We start from the raw sequence: 16139 nt of genomic DNA on the forward strand, positions 1-16139 counted from the left end.
TGAATGCCATCACAACTTCCTAAAGCTTTGTCTTTGTTGAGGATGCAATCGAAACGAGTGGAAGCAGCAATGACTCTTGTATCTTAACTTATATTTCCTTCATAATTCAAGCTATAAATCCGGATATTTTATTAATTAATCGTTTAGATTGAACTAGCAATATTAAAACTATTTATAACATCGCTCTCATCGTAGTAGGCAATTTTGATGTTGTCTGTGACAGACAGCACATTGATGATAACCATAACTAGTAATAGCCCTATAAAATTTACCCCAGAGAACACGTTATCCCTAGGGTGAATCGCCCTTTTTATTACCAGTCGGGTTTGGCTGACTATTTTCTTAGATATCGGAGCGGCGGGATTTGAACCCACGACCCCCACTACCCCAAAGTGGTGCGCTACCAAGCTGCGCTACGCCCCGGCAAATCTATCCTAGCATATCACAATCTTTGTAATATTAGGAACAACTTAAAATACTTTCAAAGATTGAGCCCCTTGCACTAAACCCGGAACAGCATTAGCCAACCAGCTTCCCTCGCAGCGGCGTCCCTGGTTCAAGATGAGACGCAAGGTATAGGTTGAGGGATAACCTTCTACTTCCATCCAAATCGAGTCGCTTTCTGCTTCACAGGTAATTTTTTCCTCATCTACTAACTCACTTGCCATTTCACTCATCGTTTGGGCTAGCTGCATTAACAAACGACAAAAGTCATCGAACTCCACCCCAGTTAACTCAATAGCCCAATCCTCTGTACCGACTAACCCTTGATAGGGCATTCCTTGAGGGTTCCAACCCAGACGCCATCCCAGCCCGCTTTTAACAATTCGTTCCATAGAACTCTATTTCACAACCGGAGTAAATCTGCATCTCCCGGTTGAGGAAGTTTGGGTGTCGTTCTGGGATTGGGTGCTGGTGATGGCGATGGAAATTCTCTAAGTTGCGGTTCTGACGTTTCAGGACGATTGGGATTAAAGATACTCACCAAAACATTTACCAATGCATCCCGTTCGGAACGACTTAGTGTTTCAATCACCGAGCGATCGCCCTCCATTGGGTTTTCCTGTAGAGTTTTATTACCCGGATACTGAGATTCCGTCAGGTACTCATGAACACCCAGATAATCTGCCATCGTTAGCTTCCAATCGAAACGATAGTTGGGTGGACGATTTTTTACGTACAGGTGATAGCTAATCAAGCGACTTGCCAAGGTGTTATTTTCAGCCACTTCACCCGTTTCTGTACTAATATACTGGTTCTCCAATGGCAAATTCGGCAAGCGTTCGTACACTTGCCGCCAAATATCTTGGGGTCTGAGAGCCTGAGCATTAACAGGTTGTGAACCAATTAACGTCCAACTTGATGAATCTCTAAGCGCTGCTGCTCCCACAAATAAGCAAAAGCCAGTTAGAGTGGCAAGGATGACGGCAAAGGTCAGGCGAATCGCCCTGTTATTGCGGATTGCTGCAAGCATAGTAGAGGTGAGTGCTACGGCTGATAAATCCCGACTCTAGATGACTTTTGGGGCAATCTGAGGCGCTTAATCCCCAATAATTTCTGGTTGGGTGAGTTCGTCGGACATTTCGATAATTGCCCGCAGCACTGGCTTCATCATTGGGTCGTCTAGGTTTTCAAAGTCCTCATAGCGACGGCGTTTCGCCCGATTTGCTACTTGCACAGTAATCCGATAGCGATTAGACGCTGCACTAACTAGCTCCTCAGCACGGTGCATGATCTGATTTGAATCAAACTGGTAACGCTTGTGCAGCATAGGTTCTCGTTATATGTCAAACGTAAGAGGTTCCTGCCATTCACTAGTAGGTGGCTCGTGGAGTGAGCGACTAAAAGCAAATTGCCCCTCCAGTTTAACAGCACTCAAGACTGAACGTCGGGAATTACGGGTATCTGCATCGGCAATCCCGACTCTGTGAATGATTCAGCCCAGACAGGGATAGCGGTACAGTAAAGAAGGAGTTGGGAATGCCCCTCCTGCTGAACCTAAAAATTAGAAATCTAATCGTCGAAGGATGGTTTTAGCGCCTTAACTCGCTACAGTTTAACTGAGCTTGGACAGTAATGGTTTTTCTATGCTTAACAAACTTTTTTCAACGGTCAAACCCTTTTTGAAATCTCTGCTCGTCCTTGGGCTGATTTTTACCCTCGTCATGGGTAATGCCGGTGACGCCCTAGCTGCTCGCAGCGGTGGTCGAATTGGTGGTGGTTCCTTCCGGGCACCGAGTCGTACTTACTCACCTCCTAGTAGGGGTTATCGCTCTCCAGGTGGAGGATATGGATATTCTGGAGGCGGAATAGGCTTTCCGTTCTTGTTGCCCTTCTTTGGCTTTGGCGGATTTGGCAGTGTGTTTGGTATCTTGATTTTCTTTGCCCTTGCAAATTTTCTAGTGCAAACCTTCCGCCGCATGGGTGAAGTTGGTGGTAATGACGTTCCTGGTTACAGCAATCCCAAGGTTTCTGTGGGACAGGTACAAGTGGGGCTATTAGCAGAAGCGCGGGAACTTCAGAAGGAGCTCGATGATTTAGCTCGCAAAGCCAATACAGATTCGGCTGAAGGTCGGGCGCAAGTCCTACAGGAAGGGACTCTGGCTTTACTACGCCATCCAGAATACTGGGTCTATGGGGCGGCTAGTTCTCAACAAACGGGTTTAGACGCCGCAGAAGGGAAATTCAATCAGCTATCTCTGGCAGAGCGTAGTAAGTTTACCGAAGAAACCCTCTCTAATGTAAGGGGTCAACTCCGCCAAGGCACGTCCTCTGACTCGGATAGTCGCGGCGAACTCCTTAAGACAGAAGCACCGAGTGAATATATCATTGTCACGATTTTGGCAGGTGTTCAGGGCAAGCTGGACTTACCCACTATCAACGGCTCGGATGACTTGCGTCAGGCACTGCGTCAGTTGGGTGGAGTTTCGAGCGATCGCTTACTGGCGGTAGAAGTTCTCTGGACACCACAAGCTGAAGGTGACACGTTGACTTCGGATGACTTGTTGGCTGGATATCCAGACATAAAGTTGGTCTAAGGGAAGTCCCAAAAATAAATTATCCCGTAAGACCGTAGGACAGGCATCTTGCCTGTCTTTTTTGGAGCGTATCCCCTATAAAAAAGAAGGGAAGAGAACTAGTTTCTCTTCCCCATTGCTTTTTCTGCGGGTTGTTTTTCGGCTTATCTGCTTTTTCACTCTCTTTGAGTTTCTTACGCAGCATCTGAGTTTGCTTTTTCAGTTGCCTGCGTCGAGCAGAACCTCCTTTCCCTTTGTCATTTCGCCCCTGGCGGCGGGGAGATTCCCACCGCTTTAGTCGCTGTACCATGACTATTGCCTCTGAACTTTAGTGGGCAGAGAGAGACTCGAACTCTCACGACCAGAGGCCGCCACATTTTGAGTGTGGTGCGTCTACCAATTTCGCCATCCGCCCTTGTAGTCAGTTTTATCATTATACTCAATTTTCGGCGGCTGCAACAAGGATTGGTAATTTTGAGAACTAGCCCAGCGATCAATTTCTTGCGCCCTCAGTACGGGGACTGGGTGACTGAGCTGTGCCGTTTGCGCTGATTTGAGTAATTCACCGAGTTCGGTTTTACTAATATCCTCATAAGCCCGAGCTTGAGCAATGAAGGCATCCAAGTTGAGTTGGGGTGCCAGGGTTGGGGAACCGCCAGCAAGTTTCATGAGGACTGACATCACCACTTTGGGGTTTTGGGTTGCCAAAAGCGCGGCGCGATCGCAGGTAAATTCTGCACACCGCAGCCATTCCATCAGCCTTTCCTGGAGGCTTTGGGCAATAACTGCCCCCCAAGTCGGCATCAAACTCGTCGCTAAGATAATGATATTAAGCGGTGTCAGATAAACCCCGTGTTCACATTTGAGGTGTCCTAATTCGTGAGCAATAACTGCTTGCACCTCTTCGGGGGTTAGCATATCGATTAAGGACGTGTGCAAGACAATAAAAGGCTGCTTGCCTCGCATCGCAAAGGTATAGGCATTTGGCACCGGATGCTGCTGAACGTAAAGCTGAGGCGGTTCTAAATCCAGGGTTTTGCAAGCGTCTATGAGTAGCTTGTGCAGGTGCGGCAGTTGGTTTTCTCCCACCAAGATGCTGGCAGCAATGTTGTTCAGATAAAAAAACTGTTCCGCTAATGGTCCGAGAAGATTGCGCACCATCAAATCGAGTCCGGGTATCTGTTTGAGGGCGTTCGTTGCTTCCAAATCCAGGGGATGGCGGAAATGGTCTGCCTTAAGACCAACGAGTAGTGTTTTAGAAAATGTCATTCTCTTCTTCCTTTAGCGATCGCTCGTTGAGTGTCTTCCCTGATTTTACGAAGAAGACGTTCACGATTGCAGGAGTGACTTCGAGTAAAGATATGAACTTCTTAGAGGGATTATTTTATTCAAATTCCAACATCGGCATGAGCTGTAGCATTCCCAGTCCCAATTCCTTTGCCGAGAGCGATCGCGTTTCAAACAATGCCATCATGTCACGGGGTTTAGGATTGCCGCGAGATGCGCCTGTAAGACCCATCGCAATTACCAAGCCGCAATATCCCTTATTTTTTTTACAGCGCTGATCCCATTTTCGGCGAGCCGTGACATGGGTGGGGTCGGCTTCGGGAAATTCGCCAAACAAGTATAAATTACTATTTTCCGTTTGAAGAATACCCAAATCATAGCGATCGCCTTCAAAAGGGTCTTCTCCTGGATTAAAGCAAATTCCTTTGAGTCCCCCAGCCGTTTTCAGGTTTTCAATCAGTGCTTTAGCTTTGGGACGGGTCGTTTGAATCAACACCACCGGCAACCCTTCTCCAGCTTCCTTAACCTCCTGAGACTGGTAAAAAGTGACATCAGAGCGCAATAAGTCCACGCTGTCCCACGGCATCATTCCCAAGCTCAAAAATGCATCTTTAGGCACCAAGTCATCTCGCAAGGGGAGTGATACATCATCATCATCTTCCTCATCCTCATCCTCCCAGTCATCTTTGTCAGCTATCCCAGCCATCTCTAACAACTCTAATGCCAAGTCAGGGAGAGTGGAAATTTTAACAGATACCGTTGGCTTTAACTTGGCATCTACGGGAACGGGTATGCGGTAGCCCTTGGTAATGCCCCTAAAAGTATCTCCTGCCAAGTGCGAGTTGGATGCCTGGAAAAACCGATGCAGGGCTTCAAGGGCGGTGTAAATCGCTACTGCTTCTTCTTCATAAAGAAACGGTCGCATCCCTTCAAGAGGATGTACCGTTCCAAAACCCGGGACAATTTCCGACACAGGTAGTTCAGCTAAATCGATATCCTCATCATCGTCCTCCAGACTATCCTCTGCCCTTTCGTAGGTAAGAAACAAGCAATCCTGCCCTAAAAATGCTTGTTCCATTTTTTCAAAGGATTCCTCCGCTAAAACAGATGCCCGAAAGCGCTGGAGAGATTCCAAGGAACGGTAGAGTAAAATGCCATACTCCATTCCCAGCATCCCCATTACTGAGATATAAAGCGTTCCCACATCCCAGCGATTTAATTCAATCGCCAGAATTTGGTGGTCGGCTAGCAGTTCCCAAGGGGCATCGTGCCAAATATCGTAGGCTGTGGCAACGAGTAAGTCTGCATATTGAGGAGGCAGCTTAGGCTGTCGTGTTCGAGCTACTTCCTCGAACCCCCGAAACAATTCGTCAATTAGGGGCAAATCGGGAACGTAATCAATCGTAATGTCTAAATCTTGCAGAACTCCCCGCAAGAAAAATTGAATTTCTCGGTCTCGAACTACAATTTTTGAGGGTCGTGCGGGTTTGGCAGGACTTTGAGGATGTTCCATTGCTCGCAGCAAGGCACGAACAACTGCCTCCGGTCCCATGGTTGGTGACACTACATCCATTGCCCGCACAATTCCTTCTGAACCATCTACCCAAAGAATGCATTCATTACTGCTGTCGGTATCAGCTTCCATCCTCTCTGAGAAAGCTAATAACACATGACGATCACCTTCCCACACACTGGGAATCTGCGGTAATTGTTTGAGCCGACGACAAGTAGTGCGATTCAGAGCAGACATAGAGTAGGTGGCGTTGAGTGCAAAAAGGATGGCGGATTGAGCCATCACTAGGAGTGGATACTCCTATTAAACCGCAATAACTTCCAGGGTGTTCTGAAAAAATCCGTCGATAATATCGATAAACTGAATAAAAGTAGACTGGCAGACTAATAAGGAGTCACGAGCGACCCATGACACAAGCAACTCAGCCGCAACAAAAAGGAATCCAACTAACAGAAAAAGCCCTACAGCATGTGTTGGCGCTGCGAAACCAGCAAGGACAAGACCTCTATTTACGGGTTGGTGTCCGTCAAGGAGGTTGTTCGGGAATGTCTTATATGATGGATTTTGAAGACGCTAGTAAGGTTCGAGACAACGATGAAATCTTTAACTACGACGGTTTCAAAATTGTCTGCGACCCAAAAAGCCTGCTGTATTTGTACGGTATGGTACTCGACTACAGCGACGCTATGATTGGTGGTGGTTTCCAATTCACCAACCCCAATGCCAATCAAACCTGTGGCTGTGGTAAGTCTTTCGGAGTTTAGAGTAGAGGAAAGGGAAAAGGGAGAAGAGGATTGACTTGTCCCCTTTCCTTTTACCTTTTTTTGTACCTTTACTTGATAGATAACCCATGACTGAATCGGCTATTTCTCTATTTGATACTGGCTTAGAACGCTATAAAGCGGGTGAAGGTCCAGATACGCTAATCCCAGTGTTCAAAGAAATCTGCGATCGCTCTCCAAAAACCCCAGCCGCTTGGAGTTGTCTGGCATGGCTGTATTTATTAGATAACCAACCAGACCGAGCTTATAAAGCAGCGGTTAAAGGAGTCAAACTAGACCCAAACGCCCCTCAAGGTCGAGTTAACCTTGCTCTTGCCATGTTGGAAACAGAACAAACGGGCGTGCGCAAGCATATTGACCTTGTGAAACAGCAAATGGCAATGGAATCAGAAGTCCGAAAGGATTTGTTTGAAAGTATTGAAGACGGATTGACCCGAAAACCCGACTGGGAAAGTTTAAACCGCATGAAACGCTGGTTATCTGAGGTTTAGAGAGTAGCATCAAAGGCAAAGCAGTCGAACTCGCTCTTGTTAATGCTCAAGTCTTTGCCGTGCTGCTTTTAAAAGTAAGCGCTGTTCGGCACGAGCGATCGCTTGGTGGGTGCGTTCGACATCATTCACATCAACGGAAATTGAACTGATGCCCCACTCCACCAACGGCTCAATGAGTTCAGGATACTGAGCTGGCGCTTGACCACAAATAGAGCAAGGAATTCCTGCCTCTTTTGCCATGCGAATGAGTTGCTCAATCGCCCGCATTACGGCTGGATGACGCCCATCTAAAGTCGAACCCAACTCCCCTTGGTTGCGATCGACCGCTAATAATAGTTGCGTTAGATCGTTGGTGCCAATTGAAATACCCTGAACCCCAGCTTTAACAAAATCGGGGAGCAAAAACAGTACCGAAGGCACCTCTGCCATAATCCAGAGTTGAAAGTGGGGATTGTCGATCAGTCCCGCTTGCTCAACTCGACGGCGACAAAAAGCAAACTCCTCTACTGTTCGCACAAAAGGCAGCACCAGCCTAACATTACTGTAGCCCCTAGTATAAACCTGCCGCAATGCTGCCAACTCCACATCAAATGAGGCAGGGTTTCTCAAATACTGATAAGTACCGTGTTCTCCCCACAGGGAATGACCGGTTCGGGAGTCAATGTCTGATGATGTACCTAAAGCTAGCTCCGTTTCACGCCAATCTAGAGAGCGATAAAATACAGGTCGCGGCGTTAAGGCAGCCGCAAACTGCACGATAAGCTGAGTAAGGCGGGCTATTAGCTCTTGCTCACGCCCCTGTTGCACCCATTCGCTGGGCGGTAAGTTATCCAAAACATTCAGAACCATCAGTTCGGAGCGCAACAGCCCCACACCATCAATGGGCAACCCTTCAATTCGTGCTAAAGATTGGGGTTGGCTGAGGTTGACGAACAATTGGGTGGCTATGGGGAATCGGGAATCACCTCCCCGGCTCGTCGGCTCTCGGGCTCGCTGGCTCTCCGGCTCCTCCACTCCCGAACTCTCCTGCTTCCCAACTCCCAACCGCTGAATCTCTCCTTGCTCGCCATCGACTAGCAGTAACTCATCGGTTTGGATAAATTGGGTTGCACCAGTAACACCAACAACAGCAGGAATGCCCAATTCTCTGGCAATGATCGCCCCATGGCTAGTCATCCCACCTTGTTCGGTGACGACACCAACAGCAGTTTGAAGCCACGGTAGCCAGTCAGGAGCGATACTAGGGGCAACTAAAATTCTGCCTGGAGCGATCGCCTCAAGGGTTTGGCGATCTTTTATCACTTGAGCCAATGCCGTTACTCGTCCAGCAGCAGCAGGCAATCCTCGCAATTGATCGGGCATGAAGTGAGGAGTTAGTATTGGTAATTGGCTAGATAATGAAGACTTGGGACTAAAGTGAGTCACGTAGAGTTGGGGTTCTGAGTGGGTTGGGGTTTGACAAATTGCCCACTCTAAAGAAAAAACGGTTGTCAGTTCAGAGGTTAGCTGTTCGGATAACTCGATGAGCTGTTGCAGGTGTTGCTCTTCCAAAGCATACTGTTTTTGTTGCGCCTCGCTCAGGGCATAGGCTTGCAAGCAAGTTTGATCCGGTGAGAGCGAATCAACTTCCTTAATCAGACGATAGGCAAGGGTTTTGCTACCTAATTGTGAGGTAACTATCTTGCCCGTTTCTACCTGGATTTGGTAGAAGTCGGGCAGCACTTCACCTTTGGCGATCGCTAACCCTAACCCATAAGTCGCTTGAATCTGCCAGACTTGTCGGTTTGCCTGAATCGTACCTGAAGCGATCACATCGTGAATGGGTTGCACCAAAACAGCTAAATTGAGCTGGTGCAAGGCAATATCCATTCGCTGTAAGTAGAACAAGCTTCTGGCACGAAACAGTTCTGCCCAAACACGCTGCAACGACTGGATTAGCATATCGGGTTGATTGAGGTCAATATAGGATGCCAACATCCCAAAAGTCTGTAGCCTGTCTGCCAATTCTTCTAAATTAACCCCTTCTCCCAATCGCTTGAGCTGTATCCGTTTCAATGGCAGAGCTAGAGATGGCTGAAAAATTAAACTTGGCGCTGGTATCGTCTCAGCAGTTGTTAAGAGTTCCGTTCTCAACGTTGGGGGTAGGGCAGTGGTAGCGATCGCTTGGCGAATTTGTTGCGCCACTGACTGTAACTGCTGGGGATCGTCCACATTCAGGTATAAGGACGAATGGCGCAAATCAGCAAGTAAGGGTTCAAATTCGCCTAAGTGTTCTATAAAGTCCCAAAAGGCGATCGCTGGAACCACAAAACCAGGCGCAACAGGGTAGCCCCCCTGTAAAAGCTGGCTTAAATGTAAGGCTTTATCTCCCACTAAGGAGCGCTCCGAGGGTTGAATCCGATCCAGCCAATAAAAGTTGTTCACGATTAGCTCTTTGATGCCGCTAGCTATTAGCCAAATTGAACGGGGTAAAAAACTACTATCACATCGTTGTCACAGACGTTCAGGTTGTTGGCTGATCACAGTTTGTAGCTAAGTTAGTATATATCGCCTCAAAAGTAAGGCTGGAGATGGGATTAACGAGTGTCAGGATTATTTTAGTAGAACCCGCAGGGCCCCTGAATGTTGGGGCAGTTGCTCGTGTGATGAAAAATATGGGGTTACACCAACTTTGGTTAGTCAATCCCCATTGCAACCCCCTCGATCAACAAGCGCGACAAATGGCTGTTCACGGTCAAGATATCTTAACAACAGCCCAGCAGGTGGCAACCTTGCCCGATGCTTTAGTAGGGTGTCAGCGAGCGATAGCAACGACTGCCCGCGCCCGAAACCTTCCCATTGAACTGGAACCCCCGCGTTTGGCACTGCCTTGGCTCTTGGAACCTGGGGTGAACTCTGCCTTAATTTTTGGTCCCGAAGACAGGGGATTGAGCAATACGGAACTGAATTATGCCCAACGATTTGTTTGTATCCCCTCCAGTCCGGAGTATTCTGTCTTAAACCTGGCTCAGTCCGTTGCTATTTGCTGTTACGAACTGTATCAGATGGCATCTACTACTCCCCCTCCCCAGCTCCAATTCCCCGTGTCTTTACAAGATTCCCCCGTATCCTCGGCTCCGTTAGATGTCTTGGAAGGTTACTACCAGCACCTAGAAGCCGTTTTGCTAAAGATCGGTTATCTTTATCCCCATACGGCTGGTGCCAGGATGGAAAAGTTCCGACGGCTGTTGCACCGAGCGACGCCGACAGCAACAGAAGTAGCAATGCTCAGGGGGATTCTCCGTCAGACGGAATGGGCGCTACAATTTCTGCCAAAGCCAGGTGTGGGTGATGGCTCAGAACCAAAGGAATCCTAAAATAGGAAAATGCGATCGCCAATTGAGGTATTGAGTGTGGATCGGTAAAATTCTGGCAGGAAGGATAACAACTGTTCTGCCCATCTGTAGTTTGCGTGAGTTGTGTTGGAGGTATATCGGTGGCAGCGTCTATGGGTAATAGGCATCAGCCTGAAAATTCGGAACAAGATCAACGACGAGAGCGCCGCTCTCGCCTGCGTTGCAGTCCAGAGCGTCACCCTCGAAGCCGGACTTCCGTACCGTCTTCACTGCCTGATCCCAGCCTGGAACGGACGAGGCTACGTTTTATCAAGCGGGGTTTACAGGCACCAGTACCACCTAAGCCCGTGCCTCTGAGATCGGCAAAAATCAACCCAACTAAACTTCCCCCTCTCTCCAGCAGTCGCCCCCAGTTGCGGCAGTCACGGTTAGGATGGGTAAGCCGCCTTCAGCTACCCAGACTTGGACTAAAAAACCCTAATACAAGTCGCAGACGCCCAACTGTTGAAAAACCGACTGCCCAACGCCTAAACCCTCCAAGAGATAGCCTCAGACGGCGTCGGGAACCTATTGGCTCTCACACTGCCTCTAAGGGATTGGGTGCTAGACGGGAGCGACAATCGTCAAAAGTCAAAAGTCCCCCGACTCAAAAAACTCGCCGTACTAGGCGTCAGCAAAAACGCCCCTTCGGTTTGCTAATTTATCTGATTCGCCTACTGATTTTGGGAATTGGTATTGGTGCGATTGTGGGAACTCTATTATCTGCTTTCGATCCGGCTAGCCAACTCTCCGTCAATGCTAAGGATAGGGCTACAGGGCAAGCTCAAGAAAGCCCGAGTACAACCAACAATTCCACCGCACTACCCCTGCGTCAAGAAATCCCTGGTTTAAAAACCCAGCTTCAAAGTTTGGCAACGCAAAGCCCTAACTTGCAACCGGGTGTTTTTGTTGTTGATCTCGATACGGGGGCTTACCTCGACTGGGAGGGTCACTCCATCTTTCCAGCGGCGAGTACGATTAAGATACCGATTCTGGTAGCGTTTTTTCAGGATGTGGATCAGGGTAAAATTCGTTTGGATGAACCCTTAACCCTGGAACCAGATGTAATCGCCACGGGTTCAGGAGACTTGCAGTACAAAAAACCGGGAAGTCAATACACGGCGCTGGAAGTAGCAACTAAGATGATCGCAATTAGCGATAACACCGCCACCAATATGCTTATCAAAAAACTGGGTGGCGCACAAACACTAAACGAACGGTTCCGTTCTTGGGGTTTGACTTCAACGGCTATCAACAACCCATTGCCGGATTTGGAAGGGACAAACACGACAAGTCCCAGAGATTTAGCGAGTTTGATGTCTACCGTTAATCAAGGTGAGTTGCTGTCTCTGCGATCGCGCGATCGTTTATTGGATATTATGCAGCGTACTGTTAACAATTCGCTCCTACCCAAAGGATTAAATCCGGGTGCTACCATTGCTCACAAAACCGGTGATATCGGTTCTATGATTGCTGATGCTGGCTTGGTGGATATGCTCAGTGGCAAGCGTTACATTATTGTTGCCATGGTTAAGCGCCCTCACAACGATGCCAGTGCTTCTGAGTTGATCCGCAAAATCTCCCGCAGTGTGTATGACTATTTCAACCAACCCCGTGCTACTCCCACGACAACCTCTATACCTCCCAATAGCACTGCCACGAGATAAGGGTGGTTGCACCTTAGGGCGGCGTCAGAGCTGGGGAGCTATAGATTTTCAGTATTTTTAAACTATTCAAAGCAAATGAATTTAGGTACAGAGATAGATTATTTAATTGGACTTCATGTTTCTCTCAATAAACCCAAATTCTGTCCTTCGAGAAGAGATTTTGAGTTTTGCAGTTGTCAAAGTGCGTGTAATACTCTAGATTAAATCCTTTCTTTATCCCGTCCTGCTATGCGACAATTTAAGTCCTGTGGCTTCATTGTGATGCGTACTGTACCACAGTTGAGTTTCCTGCTGATGCAGCATCCTCACCGCTACGACTTGCCAAAAGGTCATATGGAAACGGGTGAAGATGAATGGGACTGTGCCCTGCGGGAACTTCATGAGGAAACAGGGATTCCGGCGAGTGCTTTAAAACTAGATCGAACCTTTCGCTTTACCAATACCTATAAAACCCGCTACAAGCGCTATGGTAAAGAAAAAATCGAGAAGACAGTGGTAATCTTTCTCGGCTGGTTAGAGCAAAAAGTGACGGTGCAACTGACTGAACATAGCAGTTATCAATGGGTGGAATGGAATCCACCTCACCTTATCCAGAAAAAAACTATTGATCCGCTTCTGGGTAAGTTAGAGCGGTATTTGTTGGAAAATACAGCAAAACGTCTCAACTAGTATAGAAGGCATCGGCAGTATTCTGCTCGACGTGAGGAGGAACAGTTGTGGGATGCGCTGCATAGGGATGGGGGCGAACTGCAAGAGTTTCGCGATCGCGGTGACTTTTGCCAGGTGGAGTGAACGACTGGTGATGGGGAGCGCCATATTTGTGCGATCGCGAAAGGAGATTTGATTGTTATCCGTTCTGGTATCTGGTTGAGGGGTTATGATCGCAATATCGCAATTTCGATTTACAGTCTCTGCTTGGCGTGATTGAAGTACACGATCACTGGGATTAGGTTCATTCATCGGCTTATGAGTGCCGATTTATAGAACATTTTTGGAGATTTGGGTTAAACTATGAAATAGACCATTATAAAGTTTTCTTTAAGATTGGGGAACAATGGCACTTACCCGCAAAGCCCGTTTATGGGAAATTGGCAATACCTCCTCTCGGTTGAGTCAACTGTTTGCCGAAACTATGAAGCAAGGCCAGATTAGCTCTTCTGATTGGTATGATGTGATAACAGCCCCTTTAGATAATTCCTTCAGTGTAGATCATGAAGATGCAATTACTCGCATGATCTATGGGGTGAGGCACGGATTTGTGAAGGTAGTATAAAGAGTTGAGTCATTGGGTGCATCCCACTCGTATCATCCAAACTAAATAGGGGAGGAGTACACCACCGTTATTGGTGTCAAATTAAGCCCCCACCATCAGCCCCTCTCTCAATTCTGGGAGAGGGGAGCTAATGTCAGTGGAGCGAAAAATTTTGGATGTCCATTTTCTTCCAACTTTTGCGTGACTCCGGATTAGTAATTGATACTTTCTATAACAGCATTGCAGGTCAGGTGGTGATTTTGCCATTAAACCTTTTTAAGTTTTTGCTACCGGATGAGTAAAAGGAATAAGGGGAATCTCTACTACAAACTCTGTACCTTCTCCCGGTTCAGAAAAGCACTGCAATTTTCCGCCATGCTTTTCCACTACAATCTGATAGCTGATAGACAATCCTAAACCTGTACCTTCTCCTACGGCTTTGGTAGTAAAAAAGGGATCGAAAATCCGTTCCTGCAACTCTTGAGGTATACCGGAACCATTGTCGGCGATGCGAATAATAATGGAGTTTTGCTTGGATACTTCAGTCCGAATCCAAATGGTAGGAGTTGAGAATTGTTCCCCTGTTCCAGGCGTGATTCTCTCTTCTTCAGCTTCTTCTAGAACATCAATAGCATTATTAAGGAGATTCATAAATACTTGATTGAGCTGTCCTGGGTAACATTCAACGGATGGCAGATTGCCATATTCTTTGACGAGCTGGATATTCGATTTTTCAGGATTTAAACGGTGCTGCAAAATCAACAGCGTATTTTCGATTCCCTGCTGAATATCCACAGCTTTGTGATCCGCTTCATCGAGTCGTGAGAAATTTCTTAAGCTGTTAACAATAGCTCGGATGCGGTTAACCCCCATATCCATTGAATGGAGAAGCTTAGGAAAATCTGCTTTTAAGAACTCTAGGTCAAATTCTCCTGTTAACGCTGCAATTTCGGGTACAGGTTGGGGATAATGCTGATCATAAAGCTGTACCAATTCCAGTAGATCGCGAACGTAATAATTCGCATGGGTGAGGTTGCCGGAGATAAACGTGATGGGGTTATTCAATTCGTGGGCAACGCCTGCAACCAACTGTCCCAAGCTCGACATTTTTTCACTTTGAATCAACTGGAGTTGAGTCTGTTTGAGTTCATAAAGTGTTTTTTCGAGTTCGGCTGCTTTCTGTTTCAGGTTAGCTTCCGACTCTCGCAATGCCGCTTCAGCCGCTTGCCGCTCCCTCAATTCATCAGCGAGTTGCTCAAACAATGCCGCTTGCTGAATCGCAACGCTTAACTGCACGCTGAGTTGTTTCAAACATTCTATTTCCTCTTTCTGCCATTGCCGCGTTCCAGAACACTGATGGGCAATCAACAGTCCCCAGACCTTGTCTCCTTGCAAGAGAGGAACGACCAGGTTAGCATGAACTTGGAACTGTTCTAATAATTTAATATGGCAGGGGGTTAGATCGGCGTTGTAGATATCCTCAACAGCCGAAATATGACCTTTTTGGTAAAAAGAAGCTTGTGTTTTTTTAAAGCAGTTATCTTCGATCTTGACTCCCTGAGTAGGACTCCATTTTTCACCTACTGACTCGACGGTGATAGTTCCCGTCCAATCAGGATTAAAGCGATAGATCAGCGTCCGATCGCAAGCCAGAAAATGCCGAACTTCTGTGACTGCCGTATTCAGAACTTCATCAAGGTTCAACGATTGGCGAATCCGCTGATTCATACCACTGAGTAGCTTTTCGCGAGTCGCCTGCTGCCTCAATCTCAATTCAGTTTGTTTGCCCTCTGTAATGTCGCGGAACGACCAAATTCTGCCATAGTAGATACCAGTCGGCGATCGCACGGGGGCTAAGTAGCGCTCGAAAACTCGTCCATCTTTGAGTAAGATTTCATCCCGTTGAGTTAAGCTAGGATTCTGATCGAGATATTCCAGCACACTGAAAACCTTTAGCGGTTCAGAAATCAACGGTAAAATACACTCAAGTAGTTTTTCCCGATCGCTCGATTCTATTACCGCTTCGGGGATGTTCCACATTTGACAAAAATGGCGATTGTAACTGGTGATCATTCTTTTTTCATCCATCACCACCACCCCTTCCGGATCGGCTTCCTGCTGCGCTGTCAGGAAGGCGTTACTACGTCGCAGTTCCTCTTGAGCCTGGTGACGCTCGGTGACATCAGTTTGAATGCCAATAAAGTGGGTTAGACAACCCTTCGCATCTTGGATTGGCGAAATGGTTAGCTCATTCCAAAAGGGGGTGCCATCTTTTCGGTAATTTTTTAACACCACCCGGACTTCTTGGTGCGATCGCAGCGATTGCCGGATTTGCGCTACCGCCTCCGGATCAGTATCCGCTCCCTGCAAAAATCGGCAGTTACGCCCGATTACCTCGTTTTGGGAATAACCGGTAATTTTCTCAAATGCTGGATTGCAATAAATGATAGGATGATCTACTTGACGAGCATCACTGATGACGATGCCACAGTTGGTAGCTGTCAAGGCACGCTCGTACAGCCAGAATGACTCCATGGCTAATGTTTCCTTCTGCCTACCATCACATGAGTTGCGGTTGAGTTTTTGACTAAGACTGGAAGTCATAGAAGTAATTATTTTATTAAGAGATTTAGATACACCCTCTTAATCACCTTTCTTGTTATAAATCTAAACAAAATAAAACCAGGATAACTACACCAAAAGGTTGAATTTGCGGACTGGTTTGGAGCGGGGGTGCAGGAGTGTGGGAGATGGGG

Annotated in this window: 16 protein-coding genes and 2 tRNA genes; 7 read left to right on the plus strand and 11 right to left on the minus strand. The window is 47.3% G+C overall.

Features of this window, described 5'->3' with window-relative positions:
• Positions 1–349: 349 nt before the first annotated feature.
• The 4 genes from IQ257_RS19295 to IQ257_RS19310 all read right to left on the minus strand — a co-directional run bounded on the left by IQ257_RS19295 (position 350) and on the right by IQ257_RS19310 (position 1771).
• Positions 350–423: transfer RNA gene (locus tag IQ257_RS19295), tRNA-Pro, on the minus strand.
• Between the two features lie 47 nt (positions 424–470).
• Positions 471–836, minus strand: coding sequence for a DUF1818 family protein (locus IQ257_RS19300; RefSeq protein WP_193875470.1), 366 nt, complete (start codon positions 834–836; stop codon positions 471–473).
• A gap of 11 nt (positions 837–847) precedes the next feature.
• A complete protein-coding gene (locus tag IQ257_RS19305) occupies positions 848–1474 on the minus strand; it encodes a hypothetical protein (RefSeq protein WP_228060843.1) in 627 nt (208 codons plus the stop codon).
• 66 nt (positions 1475–1540) lie between these two features.
• The gene (locus tag IQ257_RS19310; protein WP_193875468.1) at positions 1541–1771 is read right to left on the minus strand and encodes a DNA-directed RNA polymerase subunit omega; all 231 of its coding nucleotides are present in this window, start codon (positions 1769–1771) and stop codon (positions 1541–1543) included.
• Positions 1772–2087: 316 nt separating this feature from the next.
• Here IQ257_RS19310 and IQ257_RS19315 point away from each other — a divergent pair, with 316 nt between their 5' ends.
• The gene (locus IQ257_RS19315; RefSeq protein WP_193875466.1) at positions 2088–3038 is read left to right on the plus strand and encodes a DUF1517 domain-containing protein; all 951 of its coding nucleotides are present in this window, start codon (positions 2088–2090) and stop codon (positions 3036–3038) included.
• 19 nt (positions 3039–3057) lie between these two features.
• Here the strand turns inward: IQ257_RS19315 and IQ257_RS19320 are convergent, their stop codons facing one another.
• The 4 genes from IQ257_RS19320 to IQ257_RS19335 form a co-directional block, all read right to left on the minus strand.
• On the minus strand, positions 3058–3327 hold the full coding sequence (locus tag IQ257_RS19320) for a hypothetical protein (RefSeq protein WP_193875464.1): 270 nt from the start codon (positions 3325–3327) through the stop codon (positions 3058–3060).
• A 22-nt stretch (positions 3328–3349) separates the two neighbouring features.
• Positions 3350–3432 (minus strand) — tRNA-Leu (locus tag IQ257_RS19325).
• Positions 3411–4286 carry a M48 family metallopeptidase gene (locus IQ257_RS19330; protein ID WP_193875462.1) on the minus strand — a complete coding sequence of 292 codons (876 nt, stop codon included), beginning with the start codon at positions 4284–4286 and terminating at the stop codon, positions 3411–3413. Before IQ257_RS19330 ends, IQ257_RS19325 begins: the two co-directional genes overlap by 22 nt.
• Before the next feature lie 115 nt (positions 4287–4401).
• Positions 4402–6054, minus strand: a complete 1653-nt coding sequence (locus tag IQ257_RS19335) for a DUF6930 domain-containing protein (protein WP_193875488.1) — start codon at positions 6052–6054, stop codon at positions 4402–4404.
• Positions 6055–6224: 170 nt separating this feature from the next.
• Here IQ257_RS19335 and IQ257_RS19340 point away from each other — a divergent pair, with 170 nt between their 5' ends.
• Together IQ257_RS19340 and IQ257_RS19345 are read left to right on the plus strand one after the other, a co-directional pair.
• A complete protein-coding gene (locus IQ257_RS19340; RefSeq protein ID WP_193875460.1) occupies positions 6225–6581 on the plus strand; it encodes a HesB/IscA family protein in 357 nt (118 codons plus the stop codon).
• Positions 6582–6667: 86 nt separating this feature from the next.
• Positions 6668–7090, plus strand: coding sequence for a tetratricopeptide repeat protein (locus tag IQ257_RS19345; RefSeq protein ID WP_193875458.1), 423 nt, complete (start codon positions 6668–6670; stop codon positions 7088–7090).
• Positions 7091–7129: 39 nt separating this feature from the next.
• Here IQ257_RS19345 and IQ257_RS19350 read toward each other — a convergent pair whose 3' ends face one another.
• Entirely contained in the window at positions 7130–9514 is a 2385-nt protein-coding gene (locus IQ257_RS19350; protein ID WP_193875456.1) for a putative PEP-binding protein, read from the minus strand.
• A 146-nt stretch (positions 9515–9660) separates the two neighbouring features.
• On the opposite strand from IQ257_RS19350, the gene IQ257_RS19355 reads away from it, so the two are divergent.
• The 3 genes from IQ257_RS19355 to IQ257_RS19365 all read left to right on the plus strand — a co-directional run bounded on the left by IQ257_RS19355 (position 9661) and on the right by IQ257_RS19365 (position 12800).
• The gene (locus tag IQ257_RS19355) at positions 9661–10446 is read left to right on the plus strand and encodes an RNA methyltransferase (RefSeq protein WP_193875454.1); all 786 of its coding nucleotides are present in this window, start codon (positions 9661–9663) and stop codon (positions 10444–10446) included.
• A gap of 119 nt (positions 10447–10565) precedes the next feature.
• Positions 10566–12131 (plus strand): serine hydrolase, encoded by a 1566-nt coding sequence (locus IQ257_RS19360; RefSeq protein WP_322744397.1) that lies wholly within the window; start codon positions 10566–10568, stop codon positions 12129–12131.
• Positions 12132–12359: 228 nt separating this feature from the next.
• Positions 12360–12800: a bis(5'-nucleosyl)-tetraphosphatase gene (locus IQ257_RS19365; RefSeq protein WP_193875452.1), complete on the plus strand. Its 441-nt coding sequence runs from the start codon at positions 12360–12362 to the stop codon at positions 12798–12800.
• Here IQ257_RS19365 and IQ257_RS19370 read toward each other — a convergent pair.
• Positions 12756–13091, minus strand: coding sequence for a hypothetical protein (locus tag IQ257_RS19370; protein ID WP_193933164.1), 336 nt, complete (start codon positions 13089–13091; stop codon positions 12756–12758). The two genes, IQ257_RS19365 and IQ257_RS19370, sit on opposite strands and share 45 nt — an antisense overlap.
• Positions 13092–13185: 94 nt before the next feature.
• On the opposite strand from IQ257_RS19370, the gene IQ257_RS19375 reads away from it, so the two are divergent.
• The gene (locus tag IQ257_RS19375) at positions 13186–13404 is read left to right on the plus strand and encodes a hypothetical protein (protein ID WP_193875450.1); all 219 of its coding nucleotides are present in this window, start codon (positions 13186–13188) and stop codon (positions 13402–13404) included.
• Between the two features lie 255 nt (positions 13405–13659).
• Here the strand turns inward: IQ257_RS19375 and IQ257_RS19380 are convergent, their stop codons facing one another.
• Positions 13660–15987 carry a PAS domain-containing protein gene (locus tag IQ257_RS19380; RefSeq protein ID WP_193875448.1) on the minus strand — a complete coding sequence of 776 codons (2328 nt, stop codon included), beginning with the start codon at positions 15985–15987 and terminating at the stop codon, positions 13660–13662.
• Positions 15988–16139 lie beyond the last annotated feature (152 nt).

Source organism: Coleofasciculus sp. LEGE 07092 (genome assembly GCF_015207375.1).
GTDB lineage: Bacteria > Cyanobacteriota > Cyanobacteriia > Cyanobacteriales > Coleofasciculaceae > LEGE-07092.

Excerpts from the sequence above, each read along its gene's own strand:
- IQ257_RS19300 (WP_193875470.1), bottom strand. The coding sequence starts at position 836 with ATGGAACGAATTGTTAAAAGCGGGCTGGGATGGCGTCTGGGTTGGAAC.
- IQ257_RS19305 (WP_228060843.1), bottom strand. The coding sequence starts at position 1,474 with ATGCTTGCAGCAATCCGCAATAACAGGGCGATTCGCCTGACCTTTGCC.
- IQ257_RS19310 (WP_193875468.1), bottom strand. The coding sequence starts at position 1,771 with ATGCTGCACAAGCGTTACCAGTTTGATTCAAATCAGATCATGCACCGT.
- IQ257_RS19315 (WP_193875466.1), top strand. The coding sequence starts at position 2,088 with ATGCTTAACAAACTTTTTTCAACGGTCAAACCCTTTTTGAAATCTCTG.
- IQ257_RS19320 (WP_193875464.1), bottom strand. The coding sequence starts at position 3,327 with ATGGTACAGCGACTAAAGCGGTGGGAATCTCCCCGCCGCCAGGGGCGA.
- IQ257_RS19330 (WP_193875462.1), bottom strand. The coding sequence starts at position 4,286 with ATGACATTTTCTAAAACACTACTCGTTGGTCTTAAGGCAGACCATTTC.
- IQ257_RS19335 (WP_193875488.1), bottom strand. The coding sequence starts at position 6,054 with ATGTCTGCTCTGAATCGCACTACTTGTCGTCGGCTCAAACAATTACCG.
- IQ257_RS19340 (WP_193875460.1), top strand. The coding sequence starts at position 6,225 with ATGACACAAGCAACTCAGCCGCAACAAAAAGGAATCCAACTAACAGAA.
- IQ257_RS19345 (WP_193875458.1), top strand. The coding sequence starts at position 6,668 with ATGACTGAATCGGCTATTTCTCTATTTGATACTGGCTTAGAACGCTAT.
- IQ257_RS19355 (WP_193875454.1), top strand. The coding sequence starts at position 9,661 with ATGGGATTAACGAGTGTCAGGATTATTTTAGTAGAACCCGCAGGGCCC.
- IQ257_RS19365 (WP_193875452.1), top strand. The coding sequence starts at position 12,360 with ATGCGACAATTTAAGTCCTGTGGCTTCATTGTGATGCGTACTGTACCA.
- IQ257_RS19370 (WP_193933164.1), bottom strand. The coding sequence starts at position 13,091 with ATGAATGAACCTAATCCCAGTGATCGTGTACTTCAATCACGCCAAGCA.
- IQ257_RS19375 (WP_193875450.1), top strand. The coding sequence starts at position 13,186 with ATGGCACTTACCCGCAAAGCCCGTTTATGGGAAATTGGCAATACCTCC.
- IQ257_RS19380 (WP_193875448.1), bottom strand. The coding sequence starts at position 15,987 with ATGACTTCCAGTCTTAGTCAAAAACTCAACCGCAACTCATGTGATGGT.